Annotated in this window: 27 protein-coding genes; 11 read left to right on the top strand and 16 right to left on the bottom strand. The window is 75.7% G+C overall.

Features of this window, described 5'->3' with window-relative positions; all coding sequences use genetic code 11:
- Positions 1–12: 12 nt before the first annotated feature.
- The 4 genes from ACFWJB_RS01355 to ACFWJB_RS01370 all read right to left on the bottom strand — a co-directional run bounded on the left by ACFWJB_RS01355 (position 13) and on the right by ACFWJB_RS01370 (position 2,146).
- Positions 13–531 (bottom strand): hypothetical protein, encoded by a 519-nt coding sequence (locus tag ACFWJB_RS01355; RefSeq protein ID WP_386919526.1) that lies wholly within the window; start codon positions 529–531, stop codon positions 13–15.
- Positions 515–1,006 carry an RNA polymerase sigma factor gene (locus tag ACFWJB_RS01360; RefSeq protein ID WP_385459901.1) on the bottom strand — a complete coding sequence of 164 codons (492 nt, stop codon included), beginning with the start codon at positions 1,004–1,006 and terminating at the stop codon, positions 515–517. The genes ACFWJB_RS01355 and ACFWJB_RS01360 overlap by 17 nt, the downstream gene beginning before the upstream one ends.
- Before the next feature lie 64 nt (positions 1,007–1,070).
- Entirely contained in the window at positions 1,071–1,706 is a 636-nt protein-coding gene (locus ACFWJB_RS01365; protein WP_386919528.1) for a class F sortase, read from the bottom strand.
- On the bottom strand, positions 1,703–2,146 hold the full coding sequence (locus ACFWJB_RS01370) for a sortase-dependent protein (RefSeq protein WP_385459897.1): 444 nt from the start codon (positions 2,144–2,146) through the stop codon (positions 1,703–1,705). Before ACFWJB_RS01370 ends, ACFWJB_RS01365 begins: the two co-directional genes overlap by 4 nt.
- A gap of 227 nt (positions 2,147–2,373) precedes the next feature.
- Between ACFWJB_RS01370 and ACFWJB_RS01375 the strand changes: the two genes are divergently transcribed.
- From ACFWJB_RS01375 to ACFWJB_RS01385, 3 genes are read left to right on the top strand one after another with little or no spacing between them, the layout of a single operon-like run.
- Complete coding sequence (locus ACFWJB_RS01375) at positions 2,374–3,375, top strand: NAD-dependent epimerase/dehydratase family protein (RefSeq protein ID WP_386919530.1); 1,002 nt, start codon at positions 2,374–2,376, stop codon at positions 3,373–3,375.
- Positions 3,376–3,403: 28 nt separating this feature from the next.
- The gene (locus tag ACFWJB_RS01380) at positions 3,404–4,132 is read left to right on the top strand and encodes a glycosyltransferase family 2 protein (RefSeq protein WP_386919532.1); all 729 of its coding nucleotides are present in this window, start codon (positions 3,404–3,406) and stop codon (positions 4,130–4,132) included.
- A gap of 2 nt (positions 4,133–4,134) precedes the next feature.
- Positions 4,135–4,767: a DUF2064 domain-containing protein gene (locus ACFWJB_RS01385; protein ID WP_386919534.1), complete on the top strand. Its 633-nt coding sequence runs from the start codon at positions 4,135–4,137 to the stop codon at positions 4,765–4,767.
- 32 nt (positions 4,768–4,799) lie between these two features.
- Here ACFWJB_RS01385 and ACFWJB_RS01390 read toward each other — a convergent pair whose 3' ends face one another.
- A complete protein-coding gene (locus tag ACFWJB_RS01390; protein ID WP_386919536.1) occupies positions 4,800–5,297 on the bottom strand; it encodes a hypothetical protein in 498 nt (165 codons plus the stop codon).
- Positions 5,294–6,535, bottom strand: coding sequence for a molybdopterin-dependent oxidoreductase (locus ACFWJB_RS01395; RefSeq protein WP_386919538.1), 1,242 nt, complete (start codon positions 6,533–6,535; stop codon positions 5,294–5,296). Before ACFWJB_RS01395 ends, ACFWJB_RS01390 begins: the two co-directional genes overlap by 4 nt.
- Positions 6,536–6,647: 112 nt before the next feature.
- Between ACFWJB_RS01395 and ACFWJB_RS01400 the strand changes: the two genes are divergently transcribed.
- Positions 6,648–7,994, top strand: a complete 1,347-nt coding sequence (locus ACFWJB_RS01400; protein WP_386919540.1) for a hypothetical protein — start codon at positions 6,648–6,650, stop codon at positions 7,992–7,994.
- Between the two features lie 71 nt (positions 7,995–8,065).
- Here ACFWJB_RS01400 and ACFWJB_RS01405 read toward each other — a convergent pair whose 3' ends face one another.
- From ACFWJB_RS01405 to ACFWJB_RS01420, 4 genes are all read right to left on the bottom strand, one after another.
- Positions 8,066–8,269: a cold-shock protein gene (locus tag ACFWJB_RS01405; protein ID WP_003975194.1), complete on the bottom strand. Its 204-nt coding sequence runs from the start codon at positions 8,267–8,269 to the stop codon at positions 8,066–8,068.
- Positions 8,270–8,507: 238 nt separating this feature from the next.
- Positions 8,508–8,879 carry a MerR family transcriptional regulator gene (locus ACFWJB_RS01410; protein ID WP_385470578.1) on the bottom strand — a complete coding sequence of 124 codons (372 nt, stop codon included), beginning with the start codon at positions 8,877–8,879 and terminating at the stop codon, positions 8,508–8,510.
- Positions 8,880–9,107: 228 nt separating this feature from the next.
- Entirely contained in the window at positions 9,108–10,130 is a 1,023-nt protein-coding gene (locus ACFWJB_RS01415; RefSeq protein ID WP_386919542.1) for a hemolysin family protein, read from the bottom strand.
- Positions 10,127–11,530: a hemolysin family protein gene (locus ACFWJB_RS01420; RefSeq protein ID WP_386919544.1), complete on the bottom strand. Its 1,404-nt coding sequence runs from the start codon at positions 11,528–11,530 to the stop codon at positions 10,127–10,129. The genes ACFWJB_RS01415 and ACFWJB_RS01420 overlap by 4 nt, the downstream gene beginning before the upstream one ends.
- A gap of 284 nt (positions 11,531–11,814) precedes the next feature.
- Between ACFWJB_RS01420 and ACFWJB_RS01425 the strand changes: the two genes are divergently transcribed.
- The 3 genes from ACFWJB_RS01425 to ACFWJB_RS01435 all read left to right on the top strand — a co-directional run bounded on the left by ACFWJB_RS01425 (position 11,815) and on the right by ACFWJB_RS01435 (position 13,706).
- Entirely contained in the window at positions 11,815–12,816 is a 1,002-nt protein-coding gene (locus tag ACFWJB_RS01425) for a sporulation protein (protein ID WP_386919546.1), read from the top strand.
- 78 nt (positions 12,817–12,894) lie between these two features.
- Positions 12,895–13,350, top strand: coding sequence for a tellurite resistance TerB family protein (locus tag ACFWJB_RS01430; RefSeq protein WP_386919548.1), 456 nt, complete (start codon positions 12,895–12,897; stop codon positions 13,348–13,350).
- 101 nt (positions 13,351–13,451) lie between these two features.
- Positions 13,452–13,706, top strand: a complete 255-nt coding sequence (locus tag ACFWJB_RS01435) for a twin-arginine translocase TatA/TatE family subunit (protein ID WP_386919550.1) — start codon at positions 13,452–13,454, stop codon at positions 13,704–13,706.
- A 33-nt stretch (positions 13,707–13,739) separates the two neighbouring features.
- Here the strand turns inward: ACFWJB_RS01435 and ACFWJB_RS01440 are convergent, their stop codons facing one another.
- On the bottom strand, positions 13,740–14,723 hold the full coding sequence (locus tag ACFWJB_RS01440; RefSeq protein ID WP_386919552.1) for an alpha/beta hydrolase family esterase: 984 nt from the start codon (positions 14,721–14,723) through the stop codon (positions 13,740–13,742).
- Positions 14,724–14,830: 107 nt separating this feature from the next.
- Between ACFWJB_RS01440 and ACFWJB_RS01445 the strand changes: the two genes are divergently transcribed.
- Both ACFWJB_RS01445 and ACFWJB_RS01450 read left to right on the top strand, forming a co-directional pair.
- Positions 14,831–15,199, top strand: coding sequence for a DUF6479 family protein (locus ACFWJB_RS01445; RefSeq protein WP_385470565.1), 369 nt, complete (start codon positions 14,831–14,833; stop codon positions 15,197–15,199).
- A gap of 163 nt (positions 15,200–15,362) precedes the next feature.
- Complete coding sequence (locus tag ACFWJB_RS01450) at positions 15,363–15,869, top strand: hypothetical protein (protein WP_385470563.1); 507 nt, start codon at positions 15,363–15,365, stop codon at positions 15,867–15,869.
- Between the two features lie 47 nt (positions 15,870–15,916).
- Here the strand turns inward: ACFWJB_RS01450 and ACFWJB_RS01455 are convergent, their stop codons facing one another.
- Entirely contained in the window at positions 15,917–17,587 is a 1,671-nt protein-coding gene (locus ACFWJB_RS01455) for an alpha-amylase family glycosyl hydrolase (protein ID WP_385470561.1), read from the bottom strand.
- Positions 17,588–17,964: 377 nt separating this feature from the next.
- Here ACFWJB_RS01455 and ACFWJB_RS01460 point away from each other — a divergent pair, with 377 nt between their 5' ends.
- Positions 17,965–18,702, top strand: coding sequence for a hypothetical protein (locus ACFWJB_RS01460; RefSeq protein ID WP_386919555.1), 738 nt, complete (start codon positions 17,965–17,967; stop codon positions 18,700–18,702).
- Positions 18,703–18,722: 20 nt separating this feature from the next.
- On the opposite strand, the gene ACFWJB_RS01465 is transcribed toward ACFWJB_RS01460, so the two are convergent.
- Both ACFWJB_RS01465 and ACFWJB_RS01470 read right to left on the bottom strand, forming a co-directional pair.
- Entirely contained in the window at positions 18,723–19,454 is a 732-nt protein-coding gene (locus ACFWJB_RS01465; RefSeq protein WP_385470557.1) for a GAF and ANTAR domain-containing protein, read from the bottom strand.
- Positions 19,455–19,534: 80 nt separating this feature from the next.
- Positions 19,535–20,884 carry a tetratricopeptide repeat protein gene (locus ACFWJB_RS01470; RefSeq protein WP_386919558.1) on the bottom strand — a complete coding sequence of 450 codons (1,350 nt, stop codon included), beginning with the start codon at positions 20,882–20,884 and terminating at the stop codon, positions 19,535–19,537.
- Between the two features lie 115 nt (positions 20,885–20,999).
- Here ACFWJB_RS01470 and ACFWJB_RS01475 point away from each other — a divergent pair, with 115 nt between their 5' ends.
- Complete coding sequence (locus ACFWJB_RS01475; RefSeq protein WP_385470553.1) at positions 21,000–21,200, top strand: hypothetical protein; 201 nt, start codon at positions 21,000–21,002, stop codon at positions 21,198–21,200.
- Between the two features lie 76 nt (positions 21,201–21,276).
- On the opposite strand, the gene ACFWJB_RS01480 is transcribed toward ACFWJB_RS01475, so the two are convergent.
- Both ACFWJB_RS01480 and ACFWJB_RS01485 read right to left on the bottom strand, forming a co-directional pair.
- Positions 21,277–22,680, bottom strand: coding sequence for an extracellular solute-binding protein (locus ACFWJB_RS01480; protein ID WP_385470551.1), 1,404 nt, complete (start codon positions 22,678–22,680; stop codon positions 21,277–21,279).
- Complete coding sequence (locus ACFWJB_RS01485) at positions 22,680–25,742, bottom strand: substrate-binding domain-containing protein (RefSeq protein ID WP_386919560.1); 3,063 nt, start codon at positions 25,740–25,742, stop codon at positions 22,680–22,682. The genes ACFWJB_RS01480 and ACFWJB_RS01485 overlap by 1 nt, the downstream gene beginning before the upstream one ends.
- Positions 25,743–25,758 lie beyond the last annotated feature (16 nt).

The raw sequence follows: 25,758 nt of genomic DNA on the forward strand, positions 1-25,758 counted from the left end.
GCCCGCGACGGCTCACTCCGAGGGCGTGGCGGCGGTGCTCGGGCGGGCCGTCGGCGTCGCCCCGGCCGGGGAGGAGGTCTCCGGTGCCGGCCGGCCCACGGCCGGTGACGTGCTCGGAGTGGCGAACGGCGCGGCGGGCACGGACGTACTGGGGGCCGCCCGGCCCGGGCCCTGGGGCGGGACGTCGGACGGGGACGGCGTGGGCGCGGACGTCGGGGACGGGGACGACGACGGCGAGGGCACGGCCGGGGACGGCGGGGCCAGCGGAACGGCCGGGCGGGGCGGCGGTGTCGGTTGCGTCCACTGGAGGGGCAGCGTGAACAGGGCGGCAGCGGCGGCACAGGTCGCGGCGGCCCCGGCGGCGGCGCGCAGCAGGCGGCGCCGGGACGCCGCCCGGCGGATCGCCTCGTAGTGGCCCGGCGGCGGGCCCAGGAAGTCCGGTCCCGGGCGCAGGACGACCAGCAGCGGATCGTGCGGATCGTCGTGGACGGACTCCGGACCGTCCGGATCGCCCTCAAAGCGTGTGGTCAAGGCTTCTCCTCAGATGGACGCGGAGCAGTTCGCGGGCCGCGTGGAGGTCGGCCTTGACGGTTCCTTCCTTGCGCCCGGTCAGCACGGACACCTCCCGGATCGGCATGTCAGCGTAGTAGTGGAGAAGGATCGGCACGCGCAGTCGCTCCGGCAGGGACTGCACGAGCAGGCGTACCGACGGGTCGGCCTGCTGGTCGTGCGGGCGGACGGCGACCTCCGCGGTGACCCGGCGCACGGCCCGGCGTTCGCGCTCCAGCCTGCGCCAGTGGTCCCGGACGAGGTTGGCGGCGGTGACGTAGAGGAAACCGCGGGGCTCGTCCACGGACGTCCAGCGGGCCCACAGCCGGGTGAAGGCCTCGGAGGCGATCTCGTGGGCCGTCCCGTCGTCGTCGACGAGACGGCGGCACCAGCCGGCCAGGCGGGGGTAGAGGGCGGCGAACAGCTCGGACGCCGCCCTCTCACGGGACCGTTTCAACGCTCTCCATGGTCGTGTGGGGGGCAGGGGGAAGACGCCGGAGCGGACGTCCGCGTTCCCGTGGTCACGACGGCGCGGAGGCCGTCGGCGCGGTGGCGGTCAGCTCGGCGAAGGCGATGACGTTGTCCCGGTAGCCCTCGCCGTCGTGCGGGCCGCCGCACGTGATGAGCCGCAGCTCCGGCCGGTCCACGTCCCCGTACACGTCCTGCGTGGGGAACTCCGCCTTCGCCACCGTCCGCAGGGACGTGACGGTGAACACCGCGACCGTGCCGTTCTCCAGGCGCGCCTCGATCCGGTCGCCCCGGCGCAGCCGCTCCAGGTGGCGGAAGACGCCGTCCCCGTGGGTGCCGACCGTGACGTGGCCGAGGACGACCGACGGCCCCACCTGTCCCGGCGTGGGCGAGTGCCGGTACCAGCCCGCGCGGTCGTGGTCCGTGACGGGCGGCACCTGCACGGTGCCGTCCGGTCGCAGGCCCAGGGCCATCACCGGGGTGTCGACCCCGATGGCCGGGATGCGCAGGCCGACCGGGGCCGACCGCTCCAGGGGCCGCGCCGGCCCGGCGTCGGACCGCGCGGGCGGCGCCGTACGCGCGGCCGGCGCGGTCGTCCCGGCTCCCTCGGACCCGGGCCCGCCGCCGCAGCCCACCAGCAGCGAGGCCAGGGCGAGGCCGGCCAGGGCGCGCCTGGAGAACGGGGTCATGCCCCGGTCGCCCGGCGGCGGCGCACGACGAAGGCGACCGCGCCGCCCGCGGCGAGGAGCGTGCCGGCGCCCGCGCCGACGAGGGCACCGCCGCCCCCGGCGGACTCGGAGGCCGTCACCCCGGTGTCGGGCGCGCCCGCGGGCACGGCGGAGACCTGACCGCCGGACGCCGGGCTGCTCGGCTCGGCGGCCGGGGCGGGGGAACTGACGGACGGCGTCGGCACCGGCGTCGACCCCTGGTTCGGCTCGGAACCCTCCGCCGGGGAACTGACGGACGGCACGGGCGTCGGCACCTGGCTCGCCTCGGGAACCGGGCTCGGGGTGGCGGCCGCCGGGGGGTTGCTGGGGGTCGCGGTCGGGCCGTCGGCGAACGCGGGGGCGGTGCTCGCCAGGACGGCGGTGCACGCGAGTGCCAGGGCACTGAGGATGGTGCGGCGCATCGGGTCGCTCTCTCTCTGCGGTCGGTCCGCCCGCCCGTGGTCGGTGGGCGGGAACGCGTGGTCGCGTGGTCGCGGATCGAGCGGAGAGACGACGCGGCGGCGGAGCAGGTTGTAAAGAGATGGCAAAGTCACCGGTCCGTCGTTCCCGCACCCACCTCGCGGACCCGTGACGTGCCGGGGCCAGGCACCACCGGGCCCCGGTGCCCTCGCGGACCTAGCGTGGCCGTATGCGCGTACTGGTCACCGGCGGTGCCGGGTTCATCGGGTCCCACGTCGTGGAGGCCCTGCGGGCACACGGGCACGAACCCGTCGGCTTCGACGTCCGGGAGGACCCCCGGGCCGACGTGCGCGACCCGGAGGCCGTCGCCCGTGCGCTGGCCGGGGTGGACGCCGTGTGCCACCAGGCGGCGATGGTGGGACTGGGCGACGGATTCGCCGACGCGGCGGAGTACGTCTCGCGCAACGACCTGGGCACCGCCGTCCTGCTCACGGCCATGGCGGAGGCGGGCGTACGGCGGCTGGTCCTCGCCGGGTCGATGGTCGTGTACGGGGAGGGCCGGTACGCGTGCGGCCGGCACGGTGCGGTGCGGCCCGGGCCGCGCGCCGTCGCCGACCTGGACGCGGGCCGGTTCGAACCCGCGTGCCCGGTCTGCGGCGCGGACCTCTCCGCCGGACTGGTCGGTGAGGACACCCCGGCCGACCCGCGCAACGTGTACGCCACCACCAAGCTGGCCCAGGAACACCTGGCCGTCGCGTGGACCCGGACGACCGGCGCGACGGCGGTGTCGCTGCGCTACCACAACGTGTACGGGCCGCGGATGCCCCGCGACACCCCCTACGCGGGTGTCGCGTCCTTCTTCCGCTCCGCGCTCGCCCGCGGCGAGGCCCCGCGCGTCTTCGAGGACGGCCGCCAGCGCCGCGACTTCGTGCACGTCCGGGACGTGGCGGCGGCGAACGTCTCGGCGCTGGAGGCCGATCCGCCGTCCGGGACGCTCACGGTCTACAACACCGGCAGCGGCACCCCGCACACGGTGGGCGAGATGGCGACCGCCCTGTCCGTCGCCCACGGCGGGCCCGAGCCCGTCGTCACCGGTGAGTACCGCCTCGGCGACGTACGCCACATCACCGCCGACTCCGCACGGCTGCGGACGGAACTGGGCTGGCGGCCACGAGTCGGGTTCACGGAGGGGATGCGGGAGTTCGCGCGGGCGGACCTGCGCGGGGAATGACGCGATGTGTCCCGTTCGGCTTCGTAGGGTGAAGGCCGTGACCACCTCGCCCCCCGCGGATGTCGACGTCGTACTCCCCTGCCTGAACGAGGCCGGTGCCCTCCCCTGGGTCCTGGCCCGCATCCCCGACGGCTGGCGCGCGCTCGTCGTCGACAACGGCTCCACCGACGGCTCGGCGGACCTCGCCCGCGCCCTCGGCGCGACCGTCGTGTCCGAGCCGCGTCGCGGCTTCGGCGCCGCCTGCCACGCCGGACTGGAGGCCGCCACCGCCGAGGTCGTCTGCTTCTGCGACTGCGACGCCTCCCTCGACCCGGCCCTGCTGACGCCCTTCGTGGACGAGGTCCGCGCCGGCACGGCCGACCTGGTGCTCGGCCGCAGGCGCCCACAGGGCCGGGGCGCGTGGCCCGCGCACGCCCGCGCGGGCAACCTCGCCCTCGCCCGGATGCTGCGCCGCCGCACCGGCCTGGGCCTGCACGACCTCGGCCCGCTGCGCGCCGCCCGGCGCGAGCCGCTGCTCGCCCTCGGTCTCACCGACCGGCGCAGCGGCTACCCCCTCCAGATGGTGGTGCGTGCCGCCGACGCGGGCTGGCGGATCACCGAGCACGACGTCCCCTACCTGCCCCGCACCGGCGCCTCGAAGGTGACGGGGACCTGGCGCGGCACCTGGCACGCGGTGCGGGACATGCGACGGGTGCTGTCCGAGGAACCGGTGCGCCCCGTCCCGTGTGACCCGGCCCGCGAGGGGAAGTCGGGGTGAGCATGGCGGCCACCCTCCTCGTCATCGCCAAGGAACCGCGGCCCGGACGGGTCAAGACCCGCCTCACCCCGCCGTTCACCCCGGCCCAGGCGGCGGCGCTCGCCGAAGCGGCCCTCGCCGACACCCTGCACGCCGTCGCCGCGACCCCCGCGCGGCGCCGGGTGCTGGTGCTCGACGGTTCCCCGGGGCCCTGGCTGCCGGCCGGCTTCGACGTCGTACCGCAGTGCGCGGGCGGGCTCGACGAACGGCTCGCGGAGGCCTTCGCGGGGTGCGCCGGGCCGGCCCTGCTCATCGGGATGGACACGCCGCAGGTGACGCCGGAGCTGCTCACCGTGGACTTCGCCGGTTGTGACGCGTACGTCGGCCCGGCCGAGGACGGCGGTTTCTGGGCCCTGGGGCTGGCCCGCCCGGACCCGGCCCTGCTGCGGGGCGTGCCCATGTCGACGCCGGTGACGGGGGCGGTGCAGCGCGAGCGGCTCGTCGCGGCCGGCCTGCGGGTGCGCGACCTGCCGCCCCTGCGCGACGTCGACACCGCCGCCGACGCGCGGGCGGTCGCCGCGCTGGCCCCGCACGGCCGCTTCGCGGCCCGCCTGGCCGCGTGCCCGGCGTTCACGGCCCGGCCGGCGGACCGGTGAGCGGCTCGGTGAACGGACCGGCGGGCCGCCGCTCAGTGGACGTCCGGCGCGCGCCGCTTCGTCGGACTGCGCGGCGCCCGCAGCGCCAGGAGCAGAGCCGAGACACCGAACAGCGCGGCCGTGATCAGCAGCCAGCGGGACAGGAAGCCCTCCGCCGAGAGCCCGGCGACCGACCGGTAGCGCCGGTCCACCCGGCCACTGATCAGCGGGAACCACACGAGCAGCAGCAGCCCGGAGAACGCGGCCGGCACCCGCACGTACAGGACCCACGCACGACGTCCGGCCGCGCCCAGCCCCCGGACCACCACCCGGTCGGCGACCGTGTACAGGGGCAGCAGCACGAGGTCGTGCACCAACGCCGCCCCCACGAACCACAGCGCCACGCCGAGCCAGTCGCCGGCGAGCAGCCGCACGCCCGCGTAACCGGCGAGCGCGAACGAGCAGAGAAGCAGAAGGAGGGAGAAGGGACCGCCGATCGCGGACCGCAGCCCGCCCTCGCGGTCCCGCACCCGCTTCGTCACGGCCCTCATCCCAGGTCCCCGAACGTCAACCGCGTCACCCACTTGGTGTTCAGCACGCCGGGCGCGGCGGGCACGATGATCCGCGCCGGATACCCGTGGTCCAGGCTCAGCGTCTCCCCGTTGACGGACAGCGCGAGCAGGGAGCGGCCCTCGGCCACCTGGTTGGCGCGCAGTGCCCCGCTGCGGAAGGCACCGTGCCGCTGGAGGGACTCGACGAACACGTCCGGCGGGTCCTCCCCGAAGCCCACGCGCGCGGCGAGGTCCCGCAGCCGCACCCCGCGCCACCACTGGTCGGACGTGGACCAGCCCTCCACGCAGGCGATCGGCAGCGCGGCGCTGTGCTGCTCCATGTCCAGCAGTTCGGCCCGGCCGAGCCGGACGGTCCCCGTGCGCCCGACGACGACGAGCCGCCAGACGTCGTCGCGCGTCCCGGCCGGGTCGATGCCCAGGTAGGCGGCCGTCTTGTTGATCTGGAAACCGTTGGGGCCGTTGCCGGGTTCGGGCCCGCCGTGCGGCGAGAGCACGGCCGTCTCCCGCAGCGGTGCGTCGAAGCTGCGGCCGGCGTTGGTGGCGAACATCAGCAGCGATCCGCCGCCGACCAGCCACAGCGCCCCGCGCCGCGAGACGGTGGGCGGGTCGGGCCGGGGTGCGGCCAGGTCGTCGCCGCGCTCGTCGCGCGGCCCCCTGAGCGCGCGCAGCGCCATCGGCGCCTTGAGCACGACGTGCGCGACGAACGCGGCGAAGAACACCCAGGCACCGTAGAAGTGGAGCGGGTAGAAGGAGCCGGGGAACACGTAGTCCAGCTGGGCGTTGAGCACACCGGTCACGAACTGGAAGAGCCCGCCGCCGACCAGCAGCAGTAGCGAGACCCGCTCCAGCCCGTGGGCGAGCGAGCGGACCGGCGGCAGCGTGAACAGCCTCGGCACGACCGACCACAGCTTGGCCAGCAGCACCGGGATCAGGGTGAGACCGAGGGTGACGTGGACGCCCTGGCTGAGGCGGTACAGCCAGTCCGGCCCGGCCGGCCACGGGAAGAGGTAGAAGCCGAGGATCCCCTTGTCCGGGGTCTTGTCGTTGACCGGGTCCAGACCGGGGTTGTAGGCGGCGTACGACAGCAGGCCCGTCACGAACAGCACGGTGATGCCAGCGAGCAGGACGAGGCCGAGCACCGCCGTGAACCGGCGGCCCCGCACCGGGCTGCGCCAGAAGCCGGGGGAGGTCGGAAGCCGTGAGGCGAGGTCGCGCATGTCCCGACCGTAGGACGGGCCCGGCCCCGGGAAGGGGCCGCGACCCGTGGCGAAACGCCGACGTCCGCCGCGTGCACCAGCGCGGGACGATCTTCCGGCCTACGGTGCCCGTGTGACCCGCCACCGCCCCGGCCTCCGCGACCTGTACGCCGTCGTGCCCGCCGTGCTCCTCGTGGTGGCGGCCGTACTGGTAGGCCGGCACATCCAGGCCACCGACCACTCCCTGCTGGTCGGCTGGCCGCCCCTGACTGGCCGCTGGGACCCGCACCCGGGCCCCGGCACGCCCGCGGCCGTCCTGCTGGCGGTGGCGACCGTGGCGTACGGCCCGTCCCTCGCCGCCCGGCTGCCGTGGCGCGCCGTGCTCGCCGCGTCCTGGGGCACGGCGACGGCCTGGATCTGGTCCCTCGCCCTGATCGACGGCTGGCACCGGGGCATCGTGGTCCGGCTCACCACCCGTTTCGAGTACCTCCAGGCCATCGACCGCTGGAACGACATCCCGGCGACCCTGCGCGACTTCACCCGGCACATCCTGATCGGCTCCCCCGACAACTGGCCCGCCCACGTCGCCGGTCACCCTCCGGCGGCCACGCTCACCTTCGTGCTGCTGGACCGGGCCGGGCTGCGGGGCGGGGGCTGGGCCGGGGCCTGGTGCATCACCGTGGGTGCCACGGCGTGCGTGGCGGTGCTGGTGGCGGTGCGGGCGCTGGCCGGCCAGCGGCTCGCCCGGCGGGCGGCGCCCTTCCTGGTGACGGCGCCGGCCGCGGTGTGGACGGGCACGTCGGCCGACGGGTACTTCGCGGCGGTCGCGGCGTGGTCCGTGGCTCTGCTGGCCCTCGCGGTGACCGGACGCTCGCCGTGGTGGGCGGCGGGCTCGGGGCTGCTGTTCGGCCTGGCCTGTTATCTGTCGTACGGACTGACGCTGTTCGCGGTGATCGGCGCGGCGGTGCTGTGGCTCGGCCGGCGCGGGGTGCGGGAGCGCCCGGTGCTGCTCGTGCCGCTGGTCGCGGGGGCGGCGGTCGTGCCGGTGGCGTTCACCGCGGCCGGGTTCGACTGGTGGGAGGCGTACCGCCTGCTGGTGGAGCGGTACTACCAGGGTGCGGCCGGCGTACGCCCCTACGGCTACTGGGTGTGGGCCAACCTCGCCTGCACGGTGCTCGTCACCGGCCTGGCGACGGTGGCGGGGCTGCGGCGGGCCGGGGGCGTGCTCCTGGCCCGGCGGGGCGGCGGGACCGCGGCCCCCGAGGACACCCGGGCGGCCGTTCTCGTGGCCGCTGCGCTCCTCGCCCTGCTGGTCGCCGACCTGTCCGGCATGAGCAAGGCGGAGACGGAACGCATCTGGCTGCCCTTCGCCCTGTGGCTGCTGCCGGCCTGCGCCTTCCTCGGCCGCCCGCGTGCCTGGCTGGCGGCGCAGGCCCTGCTGGCGCTGCTCCTCAACCACCTGCTCGCGACCGGCTGGTGAGCGGACCGCCGGGCACACGCAGGAGGGCCCGCACCGTACGGTGCGGGCCCTCCTGTGCGGTTCGCGCGTTGTTACGCGGGAACGATGTTCTCCGCCTGCGGGCCCTTCTGGCCCTGCGTGACGTCGAAGTTCACCCGCTGGCCCTCCTGGAGCTCACGGAAGCCCTGGGTGGCGATGTTCGAGTAGTGGGCGAAGACGTCGGCGCCGCCGCCGTCCTGCGCGATGAAACCGAAGCCCTTTTCGGCGTTGAACCACTTCACGGTACCGGAAGCCATTTTTACTCCTAGGCAGTGTCTGGAGACCCGCACCGCGCGGGTCTTCTCATCGCTGCGATGATCACCTGCCCGGAAACCCGGTAACGCAAATGGCAACCACAACTGCAACTGATGTCGAGCCTAGCACGGAAAGCACCGTCCGCCCGGGCAACAAATGACGGCGAATATCACCGCGAGAATGGGAATGCGGTTATCTTCTCGCCCACCCGCGAATATCTGTTTCGCCGGGGTCAGATTTTCACCCGCCGCCGCGTCCGCCACCGCCGGGCCGCCCGGCGGTGCGGCGCAGTTCCTCGTTGGCGCGCAGCGCCTCCTCCAGCTCGTCCTCGAGCCGGACGATGCGGCAGGCGGCCTCGATCGGCGTTCCCTGGTCGACCAGCTCGCGGGCCCGGGCGGCACGGCGCAGTTGCCGGCGCGAATACCGGCGGTGGCCGCCTTCCGACCGCATCGGGCTGATCAGTTCCGCCTCGCCGAGCGCGCGGAGAAATCCGGGCGTGGCACCGATCAGCGCGGCCGCCCTGCCCATGGTGTACGCCGGGTAATGATCGTCGTCGAGCCGGTCGGCGGCCTGCGCCCGACCTTCGGCGTCCAGCCTGCTCTCCGAGGGCATGCATACCTTCCCGCGGACCGCAGAGGACACGGCCCGCCGCGGGGAATCCGGTTCCCCCACACCTGAACTCTAGTCGCGCCGGTCGGATACCTGCCGCGGCGAACACACATCCGGCCCTTGCGGACCACGCCGACCACGCCGGACGCGGAAGGGGCGGGCGGACCGAAGTCCGCCCGCCCCGTGCCGCCGCGTCCCGTCACCTCACGGAGGACGGGACGCGGGGCCGGGTCACGACGCCACCGGCGCCGGCCCCACCAGCTCCGTCAGGACGTCCTCCATCGTCACGAAGCCCAGGACGGTGCCCGTCTCGCCGGTGACCGCGGCCAGGTGGCTGTCCTCGGCGCGCAGGGCGGTGAGGGTGTCGTCGAGGGGGGTGTCGATGCGGACCCGCGTGACCCGGTGCAGCGCGGTTCGGGGGAAGGGGCGGTCACGGTCGGTGATGCCCAGGGTGTCCTTGATGTGCAGGTAGCCGAGCACGGTGCCGCCGGGGCCGGTGACCGGGAAGCGGGAGTAGCCCGCCTCGGCGGCGAGGCGTTCCAGCTCGGCCGGGGTGACGGTGTGCGGGGCGGTGCGCATCTTGGGGGTGGGCACGAGGATCTCGCCGACCGGGCGGGTGCCCAGTTCCAGCGCGTCGCGCAGGCGCTCGCCGTCGGCCGGGGTCAGCAGCCCGGCCTCGCTGGCGTCCACGACCATGCGGGCCAGCTGGTCGTCGGTGAAGACGGCCTCGACCTCGTCCTTCGGCTCCACCCGCAGCAGTCTGAGCAGCGTGTTGGCGAAGGCGTTGATGCCGAAGACGACCGGCTTCAGGGCCCGGGTGAGGGCGACCAGCGGCGGGCCGAGGATCAGCGCGGTGGCGGCCGGGGCGGCCAGCGCGATGTTCTTCGGGATCATCTCGCCGATCAGCATGTGCAGATAGGTCGCCAGGGCCAGGGCAATGGCGAAGGCCACGGGGTGGACCAGCGCGCCCGGCATGTGGACGGCCTCGAAGACCGGCTCCATCAGGTGGGCGATGGCCGGTTCCGCGACCGCGCCGAGCACCAGGGAGGACACCGTGATGCCGAGCTGGGCCGTCGCCATCATGGCCGAGAGGTGTTCCAGGCCCCACAGGGTCATCCGGGCCCGCTTGTCGCCCGCCTTGGCGCGCGGCTCGATCTGGCTGCGGCGCACGGAGATCAGGGCGAACTCGCCGCCGACGAAGAACGCGTTGGTCAGCAGCGTCAGGGCGCCGATGAGGAGCTGTACGGCGGTCATCGGGCGACCTCCGGCTCCCGCTGGGACGACCGGCCGGCGGCCACCGGCTCGGCCGGCTCCCCGGCCGGCTCCCCGGCCGGCTCCCCGGCCGGCTCCGCCGGAGCGGGCGCGGCGACGCGCAGGCGGTCGGCGCGGTGGTGGTCGATGTCCAGGACCTCCAGGCGCCAGCCGTCCAGGTCGACGACGTCGCCCTCGGCGGGGATGCGCGTCAGATGGGTGGCGACGAGACCGGCCAGGGTCTCGTAGGGGCCGTCGGGGGCGGTGAAGCCGATCCCGGCGAGCCGGTCCAGGCGGAGCGATCCGTCCGCCTCCCAGGCCGTGCGGCCGTCCGCCCCGGTGGGGACGGGCAGCAGGTCGGGCACCTCGACGGGGTCGTGCTCGTCGCGCACCTCGCCGACGACCTCTTCGACGATGTCCTCGACGGTCGCCACGCCCGCCGTGCCGCCGTACTCGTCGATGACGACGGCCATGGTGCGGGTCCGGCGCATGCGCTCCAGGAGGCGGTCGGCGGGCAGGCTGTCCGGCACCAGGAGCGGCGCGGTGGCCAGCTCGGTGACCGGGGTGGCCGCGCGCCGCTCCGGCTCCAGGGCCAGCACGTCGCGGATGTGGACGGTGCCGACGACCTCGTCCAGGCTGGCCCGGTAGACCGGGAAGCGGGACAGGCCGGTGGCGTGGCTGAGGTTGGCCGCGTCGGCCGCGGTGGCGTGGGCCTCCAGGGCCTTGACGTCCACGCGCGGGGTCATGACGTTCTCCGCGGTCAGCTCGCTCAGGTGCAGGGTGCGCACGAACAGCTCGGCGGAGTCCGCCTCCAGGGCGCCCTCGGCGGCCGAGTGCTGGGCGAGGGCGACCAGTTCCTCGGGGCTGCGGGCGGAGGCGAGCTCCTCGGCCGGTTCCAGGCCGAAGCGGCGGACGAAGTGGTTCGCCGTGTTGTTCAGGTGCCGGATGAAGGGGCCGAAGGCGGCGGTGAAGCCGCGCTGCGGACCGGCGACGACCTTGGCGACCGCCAGCGGGCTGGAGATCGCCCAGTTCTTGGGGACCAGCTCGCCGACGACCATCAGGACGACGGTGGAGAGGGCCACGCCGAGGATGGTCGCCACCGTGGGGGCGGCGCCGCCCAGGCCGATCGCCGTGAGCGGGCCGCGCAGCAGCGCCGCGAGCGACGGCTCGGCCAGCATGCCGATGACCAGCGAGGTCACCGTGATGCCGAGCTGGGCGCCGGAGAGCTGGAGGGTCAGGCCGCGCACGGCCTTCAGGGCGCCGTCGGCGCCGCGCTCGCCGGACTCGGCGGCACGCTCCAGGTCACCGCGCTCGACGGTGGTGAGAGAGAACTCGGCCGCGACGAAGACCGCGCAGGCCAGGGTGAGGAGGAGGGCCAGCAGGAGCAGCAGGACCTCGGTCACCGTGCCACCCCGCTTCCCTCACGCGCATGCAGGGGCACTGGCGGGCCGTCCGTGGCACGGCCGGTACTGGGAGGCTCCATTACGGAACGGGACTCCTTAACGGGGTCGGTGGGCGCCGCTCGGCGGGCGCCCGAGGTTTTCCCTCTCATGGTAAAGGACGAGCAAAGAGATCGGGAGTCCGTGGACCCCTATGCTTCTACTCGCCTGTAGAGAACGGCGGGACGGTTCCGGTTGTTCCCGCACGACATGTTTCCCCGCACGAACGTGAAGGAGTGAACGCCTCGATGGTGTTCAAGCGGCTGCTCGGTTCCCTCGGCGTGGGCGGGCCCACGGTGGACACGGTCCTCGACCCGGGCGCGGCCCGGCCGGGCGGCGTGCTGTCGGGCCGGGTCGACCTCGTCGGCGGCACCACCGGATTCGACGTCGAGCACATCGCGCTGGAGCTGGTGGCCCGGGTCGAGGCCGAGCACGCGGACGGGGAGAGCGAGGGCGTCGTCGCCTTCGGCCGGTTCACCGTCGGCGGCGGCTTCCGGCTCGACGCCGGGGAACGGCACGGCCTGCCCTTCTCGGTGACGCTGCCCTGGGAGACCCCGGTCACCGAGCTGTACGGGCAGCCGCTGGGCGTCGTCCTCGGCGTGCGGACCGAGCTGGCGGTCGCCGGCGCCCGGGACAAGGGCGACCTGGACCCGCTGGCCGTGGCACCGCTGCCCGCGCAGGAGGCCGTCCTGGAGGCCCTCGGGCAGCTGGGCTTCGGCTTCCGCTCGGCCGACCTGGAGTACGGCCGCATCGGCGGCACCGGGCAGCAGCTGCCCTTCTACCAGGAGATCGAGCTCACCCCGGCGCCGCGGTACGCGCACCAGGTCAACGAGATCGAGCTGACCTTCTTGGCCGCGCCCGGCGGCCTGGAGGTGGTCCTGGAGGCGGACAAGCGCGGGGGGCTGCTCGGGGACGGCCACGACGCCCTGAGCCGCTTCACCGTGCCGCACGAGGGGGCCGCGGCGCAGGACTGGGGCGCCCTCGTCGACGGCTGGATCCGCGAGCTCGTCGAGCACCGGGCCTCCTACGGCTCCCACGCCGTGTACGGGCACGCGGGCGGCCACGGACACGAGCCGGCGCACCACTCCGGCCCCGGCGTCGGCACCGCCGTCGCGGCGGGCGCGGCCGGGCTCGCGGTGGGCGTCGCCGGCGGCCTGGTGGCGGCCGAGATCGTCGACGAGGTCGGGGACTTCCTGGAGGGCGACGAGGACGGGGGCGAGGACGAGGAGGGCGGGGGAGACGAGGAGTGAGCGGCGGGCCGGCCTGGTAACTTCTACACGGCTGTAGATACCAGGCCGCAGACCACCTCTCGACCGTACGGAGTTCTCATGGCCCTGTGGGACCGCGTCAAGGAGTCCGCGTCGCAGATGCAGACGCAGCTCGTGGCGAAGAAGAACGACCTCAGGAGCGGTGCCTTCCGCGACGCGAGCATGGCGATGTGCGCCCTGGTCGCCGCCGCCGACGGCACCGTCGACCCGTCCGAGCGTCAGCGCGTCGCCCAGCTCATCGCCACCAACGACGTGCTGCGGAACTTCCCCGCCGACGACCTGCGCCGCCGGTTCGAGGACAACCTGGACAAGCTGGCCGCCGACTTCGCCTTCGGCAGGGTCAGCGTGCTCCAGGAGATCGCCAAGGCCAAGAAGAAGCCCGCCGAGGCACGTGCCGTCATCCAGATCGGCATCGTCATCGGCGGCGCGGACGGCGAATTCGACAAGGACGAGCGGGCCGTCGTCCGCGACGCCTGCTTCGCCCTCGACCTGCCGCCGCACGAGTTCGACCTCTGACCGGTGCCCGGCCGGCACCGGTCGACCCGAGTCCCTTCCTGCCGTAGATTCCGACCGGGCCCGTGTCACGGGCCCGGACCGCATGCCATCTGGGGAGCGCCGTGTTCGGACTGAGCGAGCTCGCGATCATTCTCGTCGTCGTCATAGCCGTCCTGGCCGCCAAGAGGCTCCCCGACCTGGCCCGTTCCGCGGGCAAGTCGGCGCGCATCCTCAAGGCGGAGGCCCGGGCGGCGAAGGACGAGCAGGCGCCGGCGCAGGACCCGGGGACCCCGCGCGTGATCCCCGGCGAGGCGGTCCGGCACGAGGACACCGGGGACACCGGCACCGGTGCGGCCCGGGGCGGCGCCCAGGCCTGAGGGCCGGGGGCCGTCCGGCACGGCAGGGGCGCCTCACCGGCCGGCGGCGAAGAAGTCGAGGACCGTGCCGGTGGCGTCCAGGGCGCCGCTGGTGCGGCCGAAGCCCGTGGGCGGGGTGAGGGACGAGCCCGGCCAGGTGTGCCCGGCGTCGTGGACGACGAGGAGCTGCACGGTGCCCGCCGGATCACCGCCCAGGCGCCAGACGGTGCGGTCGTAGCCCCGCTCCCGTTCGGTCACCGGGCGCCCGGCGCGCCCCGCCGCGGCGAAGGCCTCCGCGCTGTCCCGGGCCGACCTGGTCGGCAGGATCGGCTCCTCGGGGTCCGGCGGCGGGGACGGCCATCCCGCGAGGGGGCGTACGGGGTCGTCGGCGCCGTAGACGACCATGACGGGCACCGGGCCGGTGGGTTCGACGGCGGCGGCGCCCGAGGGCAGCTGGCCGGAGACCGAGGCCGCTCCCGCGACCAGGCCGGGGCGCTCGGCCGCGACGCGCAGCGCCATCGAGCCGCCGTTGGAGAACCCGGCGACGTAGACCCGCTCGGGGTCGGCCAGCCCGGTGCGCACCAGGTGCCCGACCAGCGCCTCGGTGAACCGCACGTCGAGGCCGGGGTCCGGGCGCCGCTTCGTCTTCCACGTGCCGGCGCCCCAGCCCCGGCCGAGGCCCTCCGGGTAGGCGACGAGCATGCCGCGCGCCGCGGCGGCCTTCTCCAGCCGGGTTTGCTCCCGCAGCCCGGCGGCGTCCGAGCCCCGGCCGTGGAAGGCGACGACCAGGGGCCGCGGGCCGGCGCCGGCGGGCCGGTGCAGGAGGTAGTCGCGGGTGCGGCCGTCCACGCGGATCCGTTCGCGGGTGCCCGGCCCCGCGGTGGCCGTGGCGCCCGCGGCGGTCGGGCTGCTCGCCGGCGGGGTGGCGCCGGGTCGTCCGGGGTCGGCGGCGCAGCCGGCCAGGGGGAGCGCGAGGGCGAGGAGGAGCGCGCCGGGCCGTCGGCGCGGGTTCGGGGCGAGGTCGCGGAGGGAGCGCATGTCCCGAGGAGACCAACGCCACCGGGTCCGTGTCCACGACCGACGGCACCCCCTTGGATTCGGACATAGCGTGCGCTTTATCTCAATCCGGGGTACATAATCAGAACATGAGTACGGCAACGTATGAACTGCTGGCCGCTTCGAACGCGCTCAACATGTTCGCGGCCTTCATCGGCGGGCTGGTGGTCGCCGGCATGCTGATCCTGGCCGTGCGCATCGGCATGAGGGCCATGGAGCAGGAGTCGACCCGTCCGCGCGCCGAGGAACAGCCCCACCTCCCCGCCTCCGGTCCCGTCTACGAGGAACGGGAGATGCGGGAGCCGGACGAGATCCCGCTGAACACCGACGGGAGCCCACGGCTGATGCCGTACCAGCTCCACCACGCGGGCAGCCGACGCGGCGCGGACCAGAACCGGCGGCGCTGGCTGCCGGGATCGAGCGGGTCCTTCGGCAGCGGCAGCCCGGGACGCATCTGACCCCCGGCACCGCACGCCCCCGTCCTCGACGGCCCCCGGGGCCGCCGGGGACGGCCCCGTTCGGACCAGCACCGGAGTGCGGCGCGGTGCCGGCGCGCCTTGACTGGCAGGGACCCCGCGTGTCCGCGCGGGAGCGGGCGCGTGCGAGGTCCCTGGAGGCGACATGGGCGGTCACCGGGCACACCGGGCGGCGGCGGTGACGGTACTGGCGGCCGCCGTGCTGGCGGGCTGCTCCGACGGCGGCGACGGCGGTGGCGGCGGCACGCCCACGGACTCCGCGAGCGCGGCGGTCAGCCGGGCCGCGTCGGCCGCGTCCTCGCTCGCATCCGAGGGCTCGGACGCCCTGGCCTCGGCGACGGCGGAGGCCGGGCGGTGGCTGGAGGACATCACGTCGGGCGCCGACGTCAAGGCGGACGTGAAGGCGGGGGCGCCGGAAACGGACAGCGGCGGACGCACCACGGCCGCGATCACGGTCCGCAACACCGCGGAGGACACCAAGTCCTTCGCGGTGCAGGTCAACTTCACCGACACCGGCAACACCCTGCTCGACACGGTCGTCGTCACCGTCGACGACGTCCCCGCCGGCCGCTCCGGCAGCGCCACCGCCCGCAGCAGCCACGACCTGTCCGGGGACGTGCGCGCGGTGGTGGCCCGCGCGGTGCGCTACTGAGGGCCGACGCGGTCCGCGCGAGGCGGGCCGCGTGGCACGCGCCGCCGCTACCTCACCAGCCACGCCGTGGTGTCCGGCCCCAGCCTGCCGTCCTCCAGGGGCACGCTGGTCAGCACCACCTCGCCCGCCGGCAGGCCGACCGGCGCGTCCGAGAGGTTGGTGACGCAGCGCCAGCCGTCCGAGCGGTCGAACTGGAGCACCCCGGGCGGCACGTCGTCCGCCCAGGTCAGCGACTCGCCGTCGAGAAGCTTGCGGCGCAGGCGCAGGGCCGTGCGGTACAGCTCCAGGGTCGAGCCCGCCACCCCGTCCTGGGCCTGGACGGAGTACTCCCCGAAGCCCGGCGGCTGCGGCAGCCAGGCCGCGCCCGCGCCGAAGCCGTACGACGGCCCGCTCGTCGTCCAGGGCAGCGGCACCCGGCACCCGTCGCGGCCCTTGCGGACGTGCCCGGTCTGCTCCCAGATCGGGTCCTGGAGCACCTCGGTGGGCAGGTCGGCCACCTCGGGCAGGCCCAGCTCCTCGCCCTGGTAGAGGTACGCCGAGCCGGGCAGCGCCAGCATCAGCAGCGTCGCCGCGCGGGCCCGGCGCAGGCCCGCCCTCCCGTCGACCGCCGGGGCGTGGCCGCCGGACAGCAGCCAGGCGTCCGTGTCGGTGCCGGGCGGCAGGACCAGCCGGGAGGCGTGGCGGACCACGTCGTGGTTGGACAGCACCCAGGTCGCGGAGGCGCCGGCGGCGTGCGCGTCCGCCAGCGAGCCGGCGATGATCTCGCGCAGCTCCGCCGCGTCCCAGCCGCCCTGGAGGTACTCGAAGTTGAAGGCCTGGCCCAGCTCGTCCGGGCGGGCGTAGAGCGCGCGCCGGGCGCCCGGGACCCAGGCCTCGGCCACCGCCATCCTCGGCGGGCTGTAGGCGTCGAGGATCTTGCGCCAGTCGCGGTAGACCTCGTGCACGTCGTCGCGGTCGTAGAAGGGGTGGGTGCCGGGGGCGAACTCCGCGAGCGCGGCCTCGCTGCTCAGCTCGGGGGCGCCGAGGTCGCGCAGCGGCTCCGTGAGGTCCTTGACCAGCGCGTGGGCGACGTCGATCCGGAAGCCGTCGACACCGCGGTCGCACCAGAACTTCAGCGTGGTGCGGAAGTCGGCGCGGACCTGCTCGTTCTCCCAGTTCAGGTCGGGCTGCTGGGGGGCGAAGAGGTGCAGGTACCACTGGCCGTCCGGCACCCGCTTCCAGGCGCTGCCGCCGAAGACGGACTGCCAGTCGGTGGGCGGCAGCTCGCCGTGCTCGCCCCGGCCCTCCCGGAAGACGTACCGGTCGCGGGCGGCCGAGCCGGGACCGGCGTCCAGGGCCTCGCGGAACCAGGCGTGACGGTGGGAGGAGTGGTTGGGGACCAGGTCGACGATCACCTTCAGGCCGAGCCGGTGGGCCTCGGCGGCCAGGGCGTCGAAGTCGTCCAGGGTGCCCAGGCGCGGGTCGACGTCGCGGTAGTCCTCGACGTCGTAGCCGCCGTCGGCCAGCTCGGAGGGGTAGAACGGGCTGAGCCACAGGGCGTCGACGCCCAGGGCGGCCAGGTGGGTCAGGCGCTGGGTGATGCCGCGCAGGTCCCCGAGCCCGTCGCCGTCTGCGTCGGCGAAGCTGCGCGGGTAGATCTGGTAGATGACGGCCTGCCGCCACCAGTTGGGGTCCTTGGACGACAGGTCGGGCGTGCTGGTGGTGCTGCGGACGGTCACGCGGTCTCCTTCGCGATGCGTGCGGGCGACACGAACAGATCTGTCCACATCACCCCAAAAGTGAACGCGCGGGAGGCGGGACGCGCCGGTGACCGGAAGCTGTCCTCGCTCTCCCGGGTGTCCTGGTGTTCGACCGCGCTCGGGGACGGGTCCGGGCACCGGGTCGCGCCGGCGGCCAACGCCACGTCCGCCGGGGGCCGTTCGCGTGTGCCGCAGCGGCTCCCGGACCCGCCGGGGCGGGTGACTCCGGCGGGGGCCCGGCTCACTCGGGTGGACCCCGTGCGGTGGTGGGGCGGGTGGGGTGGTGGTGCCGTGGGGGTGTGACCGATCGTGCGGGGCGCCGGCCGGCCGGAAGGCGGCCCCGAGACCTCGTCCGCGTGCTCGCGATCCCGGCCGCCCTGGCCCTGTGCGCGGCCGCCTGCTCCACCGCCCGCCCGGACGGGACCGGCCCGGCGGCACCGCGGTCCCCGGCCGCGCTCCCGTCGGCCGCCGCCCCGCCGGCGCTCACCCCGGCCCAGGCGAACGCGGCGCTGATCACGGAGGCCGACCTGGGGGAGACCTGGGGGCCGACGCTCGGCGCCGCGACCTGGCGGGACGACCTGCTCAAGGCCACCGCCGACGACCCGGACTGCCGCCGGCTGCTGGACGTCCTCTACACCGAGGAGCTCTTCGGCACGACCGCCCCGGCCCCTCGGGCCACGGCCGCCCTGGACGACTACGCCGGCGGAGCCCAGCTGCACTACCGGATCACCTCCCACCGCGCGGCCGACATCGACCGGACGCTGTCCTGGCTGGGGACGCTGCCCGACACGTGCGGGCACTTCACCGCCGAGGCCGCCCACGGGCCCGCCCGGGACCTCCGGGTCACCGGCGTGACACCGCCCGAGGCGGGGGACGCCCGGCAGGGGCTGCGGGTGACGGTGGCCGGCACGACGGCCGACGCCGGGGCCGTGGTCCTCACCGTGGACCTCGTCGCCGTACGCGTCGGCGACGACGCGATCCTGGTGACCGACGGCGGCCTGGGCGAGCCGGCGGAGGACGCCGCCCCGACGGCCGCGGCGGTCGGCGCGGGACGGCTGACCGAGGTCCGGCGGCAGGGGCGGGCCCTGGTGTGAGCCGGCCGGGTGCCGGTCCGCTAACCGTCGCGGTCGAAGCGCTGCCGGTGGGCGAGGACGTCACGGGCGACGTCGTACGCGGTGCGGCCCCCGGCGAAGGCGGAGCCGCGCAGCCGGGCCAGGGCCTCGTCGGCGCCGACACCGAGCTGGACCATGATCATGCCGATGGCCTGGTGTACCTCGTCGTGTTCACCGGCCAGCCCGCTCAGCCAGGTGCCCTCCTCCCCGTCGTCGAACCGCTCCTCGTCCGTCAGCGCCATCAGGGCCGTGGTCATGATCCCGGCCAGGAGCCGGGCCGTGTTCAGCTCGGCCCCGGTGAGTCCGCCCGCGGTGTCGCGGTAGAGGTCGAGGGTGCCGACGCACTGGGTGTCGCTGCCCAGCGGCAGCGCGTAGACGGCGCGCACGCCGACGGCCGTCGCCTGCTGGGCGAAGACCGGCCAGCGGTCGGCGTCCGCACCCGACCGCAGGTCGCGGACGAGCACCGGGGCGCCCGTCTCGGCGGCGCGGACGCACGGCCCGTCGCCCAGAGTGGCCTGGATCTCCGCGAGGTAGGAGGCACGGTCGCCGCTGGCGCAGAACCGGACCGGGAGACCGCCCTCGCCGCGCAGCGACGCGCTCGCGCCGCTCACGGGGAGCAGCCTGACCGCTATCGCGCAGAGACGGTCCGGCACCTCGCCGGGCGGGACGTCACGCACCCCGTCGGCGGCGGGTTCCCCTTCCGGGGGCCCTCGGCGGTCGTCGCTGGGCCGCATGTCCACCGCCTCCTTCGCTCACGCGGCCGGAGGCCCCGACTACCCGTGACGGCCCCCCGGAAACCGACAGGCCCGAGCCGTCACAGCGGCGGCTGTGCGGGCGCCGGGCCCAGCGTGGTGGTGCCGGGAGCCGTGCGGTGCCCGAGGCCGGTGCGGTAGGCGTCCAGGGCCGCCTCCACCCGCCCGGTGCGGCGCAGCAGATCGCCCAGCAGCCGGCACAGGTCGGCCAGGTCACCGGCCGCGCCCGCCCGCTCCAGCAGGCTGAGCGCGCGCACGTAGTGCTCCTCGGCGGCGTCGGTGTCGCCGGCGTCCTCGGCGATGATGCCGAGCAGCCGGTGCGCGCCCGCCGCGTGCACGGCGCCGCGTTCGGAGGACAGGTCGTCCAGCACCCCGCGCAGCAGCTCGGAGGCCTCCGCGGACTTGCCGCGCCGGTGCAGCACGTCGGCCAGCTCGACGGCGACCTGGCTGCTGTAGAGGGCGGCGCGGGTGGCGGACAGCATGTCCAGGGCCTGCCGCATCTCCTCCTCGGCGCGGCGGAGTTCGCCGTTCTGCGCGCAGACGTAGCCGCGCATCCAGTGGCAGTTGGCCAGCTCGGTGCGCAGTTGCAGCGTCCGGTACAGCTCGGCCGCCTTGGCCAGGGAGGCGTCCGCCTCGGCGAGGCGGCCCTCGGCGAGCAGCGTGCGGGCGACGGAGCGGTGCATGCGGGCCACCAGCGCCGGGTCGCCGGCCCGGGGCGCGAGGGCCAGGGCCAGTTCGGCGGCCTGGGCGGCCCGCGCGTGCGCGCCCATGTCCATGTAGGGACCGATGACGCTGGCGTAGAGCAGCAGCAGCGCGTCGGGGTCGTGCAGGCCGCCGCGGTTCAGCTCGTCGAGGGTGGACTCCAGGAGGTAGACGGCGTACCGGAGTTCACCGGCGAGGTAATGGGTCAGGGCCCGTCCCCGCAGGGCCGGCACCCGGGCCGGCAGCGGTGCGCCGGCCTCGGCCAGGCACTCCTCCGCCCGCTCGAAGTACCGGCGGCCGTCCGCCAGCTCGCCGGTCTCCACCGCGCACTCCCCGAGCCCCAGCAGCGCCGCGGCCCGCTCCTCGGTCAGCTCGTAGGCCTCGGCCTCGGCGAGCAGCCCGCCGTACTGCCCGGCCGCCTGCTCGGCACCGCCGGTGGCGAGCGTGCGCCGGGCCTCGGTGAGCCGCAGCCGCAGGTCGGTGGCGAGCCGGGCCGGGCGGCCGGTGACCAGTTCCTCGTAGCCGACGCCGAGCCGTTCGGCGAGGTGCCGCAGCGCCTCGTCCGAGGGGCGGACGCGGCCGGCCTCCAGGGTGGAGATGTAGGCGGGCGTGTACGCCGGTTCGGCGAGCTGCCGCTGGGTCATCCCGCGCTCGGCCCGCAGCCGCTGCACCCGGCGTCCGATGGTTACCCGATCTTCACGGTCGCCCACTGCCAACTCCCCCTGCGCCCCTTGCCGTTCGGCTTCGACGGCCCTAGGTTAAATTGCGGATTAAGCGTGTTTAACTGCACTCGACAGCCTCCCACACCTTCCCCCAGAGGACGCCGTGCCCGACCGCACACGCACTGCCGAACGGTACGCCAGGGGCGTCGCCGCCGCCGTCGCGGCCGTGGCCGCCCTGGTTCTGGCCGCCAACGCGAGCCCGGCCCAGTCGGCGGAGCACCGGGTGGGGGAGGTGACCGGATCACTCGCGCCGGACGCCCGGCCCGGCGAGCACGCCCCGGCGCCCCTGCCCGGCGCCCGCTGAGGCCCGGACGGGCGCGGCCCGCCGGAGCGCGCCGAGGCCGGGCGGGCGCGGTCGGCCCGGAGCGCGCGCCGCCCGCTCAGTCCGGCAGCGCCTCGCGCAGCGCCGCGTCGAGGCGTGCCGCCAGCTCCGCGTCGCCCGGCGGGTCGTCGGCGAAGAGGGCGCCGAGCTGGGCGGTGAAGGTCTGGGTGAAGGCGCCGTACAGCGGGGTGCGGGGCCGGTGGACCGCCCGCTGAAGGGCCGGGAGCAGGGTGTCGCGGGCGTAGGCCGGGCGGCCCGCCGGGTCGCGGGGCATGGCGTCCGCGCCCTCGCCGGTCGGCGCCGCCGAGGGCGTCGCGGCGGTCACCGCGCACGTCACGCCGTCGTCCGTGTACGCCGAGGTGCGGGTGGCCGCGAACCCGGCGTCCAGCAGGCAGCGTTCGCTCTCCTTGCCGGTGAGGTACCTGATCAGGTCGGCCGCCTTGGCGGACCGCTGGGACGCCGAGGTGACGGCGAGGTTCTGGCCGCCGAGCACGGCCCGGCCCGGCAGCGCGGTCACGCCCAGCCGGTCGCCGGGGAAGGCCTGGGACAGGGCCGGGTAGACGTACGGCCACTGCCGCAGGAAGGTGGTGCGCCCGGCGGCGAAGTCGCCGAGGGAGGCCGTCTCGTCGGAGTGGGCGGCGTCGGGGAGGATGTACGACGCCTCGGTGCGGTCGCGCAGTTCGGCGATGCCCCTCGTCAGCTCCTCGACGGTGGCGTCGTAGCGGCCGTCCTCGTCGGTGAGCGTGCCGCCGGGCACCGCCGAGGCGAAGGCCTCGACGGCGTTGACCGTGCGGCCCTCGTACGCGGCGAGCTGGGTCGTCCAGCCCTTCTCGTAACCGGCGGGCTTGTGGTCGTTGAGGGTCTCGATCAGCTTCCTGAGCCGCTTCCAGTCGACGCCGCCGGACAGTTCCGTGTGCTGGACGCCGGCCTGCCGCAGATGGTCGCGCCGGTAGTAGAGCAGGCCGACGTCGCTGTTGAAGGGCACGGCGTACACCTCTCCCTTCCAGCGGGCCGTGCTCGCCACGGGGGCGATGACGTCGTCGTCGAGCAGCGACTGCGGCAGCGGCCCGATCAGCCGCGCGGCGGCGAACTCCGGGACCCAGGTGACGTCGAGGTTGACCACGTCGTAGGCGGCGCTGCCGGACTGGAGGGCGCCGAGGAGCTGGCTGCGCTGCTCGTCGGCGTTGCCGGGCAGCTCGACCAGCCGGGCGCGGTACCCGGTACCGGCCTTCTCCTGCCGGGCGTTCCAGGCGTCTATGAGCCGCTGCCGGACGCCGTTCTTGCCGGTGACGTCCCGGCCGCTGGCGACCACGATGTCGCCGGGCACGTCGGCGGACGGCGTCACCGCCGGGCCGCCGCCGGTGCCCCCGTCGCCGGTGCAGGCGGTCGGCAGGAGCAGGGCCAGCGCGGCCGGCAGGGCCCACCGGGCCGCGCGCCGACGCCGTGAGAGCCGTCGCGGCATCAGTCCTCCCCCGTTCCGGTGCGGGCGACCTCGTCGTGCAGGGCGGCACCGAGGTCGTCGTCGGCGTCCAGGCACCGGCCGCCGCTCGCCTCCGAGACCCGGGCGTCCGGTTTCCCCGGGTCGCAGGCGCCGCCGGTGAGCGAGACCGTCGTGACCGGCACCCGCACCGCACGCGCGAGGGCGAGGACGTCGTCCAGACGGTCGCCGCCGAGCCGGGACACGTCCTCGTCGTCGGTGACGTGGACGATCAGGCCGGGCCGCTCGTCGCCCGCGCCGCGCCGCCCCATGTCGTCGAGGGCGGCGCGCAGCGCCCGGTACGGATCGGCCTCGGCGTCCCTGACCCCGGCCGTCCGGTCGATGGTGCGCTCGGCGTCCTTGCGGGCGTGCCGGCCGAACGGCAGCAGGGTGTCGTACGGGTCCCCGTCCGTGCCGTACACCGCCCACACCCCGTACTCGTCCCGTGCGCCGAGCCCGCCGAGCGACTGCTTCAGCAGCCCGGGTCCGCCGCTGGGCCCTTCCCACCGGCCGGCCATCGAGCCGGAGCTGTCGAGCAGGAAGAGCACCCGGCCGGGTCCGCCGGCCCCCCGGTAGCCCTCCAGGGACGCCTCCATCGCGTCCCGTCCGGCCGACTCGGTCAGCGGCGACGGCGCACGCAGCACCGAGCCGACGACGTCCGCGGTGTCCAGCAGGGCGCGGCTGCCGGTGGCCGCCCGGAACCCGTCGCGGGCGAACGCCTCGCGCCCGCGCTCACCGGTGAGCCAGGTGCGGAACCGGCCGGCCGCGTCGTCCCGGGCCGCCCGGTCGCGGTCGGCGCCCTGCCAGCGGACGCGGACGAAGACGGGCTCCAGGCCGGGCACGTCGCCGGGGTACTGGGCCATGCGCGGGGTGCGGCGGGCGCTGTCGCAGCCGACGCCGCTCTTCATCAGGAACTCGGGGACGAGGGCGGCGGTGCGGTCGTCCACGGCGTCGTCGTCGGGCAGCGTGCACAGCAGGTCGGCGGCGGTCGGGGAGGGCGGCCCGGGCTGGGCGACGCGGCTCTCGGCGCGACGGGGGTCGGCGGTGCCGGCGCCGGTGGCGTGCAGGCCGACGGTGGCGAGCAGGCCGGTGTCGGTGAACTCCGGGTCGGGGCGGCGCACCTCGGCGTCGGCGCGCCGGGCGAGCAGGTCGTCGATCATCCGGTTGAGCGGGCGCCCGACGCGCTCGTCCAGCAGCTCGGCGGCGATGCCCTGCGGGACGGCGAGCACGACCGGGGAGTACGCGAACGCCTCGCCGTCCGGCTCCAGGACGGCCACGGCGTCGGTGTCCTGGCCCTCGGCCACGCGGGCGACGTCGGCACGGGAGCCGGGTATCCAGACGTCGGGCTGCGGGCCGACGTCGCGCTGCGGGTTGGTGTCGTCGTCCCGGGGCTCCTGCCAGGCGCCGGTGCGCTTGCGCAGGACGGTGACCACGTCGGCGGCGCCCGCGCCGTAGACGGTGATGCCGCTGCGCCGGCAGCCGTCGCCGGTGGTGTTCTCCTCCGACGTCAGGTACGCGTCCGCGGCGGTCCGGACGGTCGTCTCCAGGTCGGGGTCGGTCAGGACGCGCAGTTCCAGGGGCGGTGGGCAGGAGGCCGGCGGGTCACCGTCCGCCACGACGAGCCGGTACGAGCCGAAGCCGACGACGGCCAGGAACGCCAGGAGGAGAACGCCGGTGCCCAGCCGCCCCGGCCACCGCCGGGACGGGCGGGACACCCCGGCCGCACGCGCGTCGGTCCCCCGGCCGTCCCCTTCCTCCGAGCGCCCCTTCCGCCCCGGCCGGCCGAGCACCCACCCCGATCCGGCCCCACGTCCCGAGCCGTTCACACGCCCCGAGCCAGGCCCTCGCCCCGGGCCGGCCCCTCGCCCCGAGCCGTTCACACGCCCGGATCGGCCCCCTCCCCCCGACCCGTTCCCCGGTCCCGGTCCCGGACCGCCCTCGTGCGCCGACCCGTTCTCCGATCCGCCCTCGTGCGCCGAGCCGTCCCCGCGCCCCGAGCCGCCTCCGTGCGCCGGCCCGCCCCCGCTCTCCGACCCGTCCCCGCCGTCCCGGCCCGCGTCCGACCCGTCGTCCGGCGCCGCACCCTCACCGGCGTCCGCCCCACGCCCCGCGGCCGTACCCCCGCCGGCCTCCGGCCCATGCTCGGGCACCGCACCCGACTCCGCGTCGCGGCCCGCGTCCCCGCCGGCTCCGGGCGCCGGGTCCTCACCGGGCCCTCGCCGCGGCTCCGGCCCGGTGCCCGGAACCGGCCCGTGCCCGCCGCCGGCGCCGGGTCGCGGCGGACGCACCCCGCCTTCCCGCCGGCCGCGTCCGCCGCCGCCGGAGGCGGCACCGTTGCCGGCCGAGAGGAGGACGTCCTCCTCGGGCTCGGTGCGGCTCTGCGGTTCCCACAGGTCGCCGCGCACGGTGCGGTGGCCGCCGCCGGTCATCCGGGCCCGCACCGCGTCCGCGAGTCCGCGGAACCACACCTCCTTGTCGCTGCCGTCCAGCAGCGTCACGAGTTCGTCGGTGAAGGGCGTCGGGGTGCGCGGATCGCCCGCGTCCGTGCGGTGGTTGGCCTGCACGCTCATCAGCAGCAGGACCCGCCGCTTGTCGCGGAAGGTCTCCCAGATCCACGCGGCGTTCCCCGCGAAGCAGCAGTCGAGGACGACCACGATCCGCCGCGCCTCGCTCGCCGCGAGCACCGTCAGCACGGTGGTGAACATCTCCGCGCCGGGGAAGACCGCCGCCCCGCCCGCGACCACGCTCGCGTTGCGCGTCTGAAGGAACAGCTCGTCACCCGCGCTCGGTATCGCCCCGTGCCCGGCGAAGTACAGCAGCAGGACACCCCTGGCCTCGTCGGCGGCCGTCCGCAGCGCCCGGCCGAAGGCGACCTGGTCCGGCGAGCGGCGCACCTTGATCTCCCGCTCGCGGAACACCCCGCCGCGCAGCAGCGCGTCCCGCAGCCGGTCCACGTTGTGCCGGACCGCGGGAAGGTCGCCGGGCACCCCGTACGGCGGCTCCGTGAGGTCGTACTTGGCCACCCCGACCAGCAGCGCCCTGTTCACCTGCCCCCGAGGGTCG

Origin of the sequence: Streptomyces sp. NPDC127100 (assembly GCF_042724095.1) — a bacterium.
Lineage (GTDB): Bacteria > Actinomycetota > Actinomycetes > Streptomycetales > Streptomycetaceae > Streptomyces.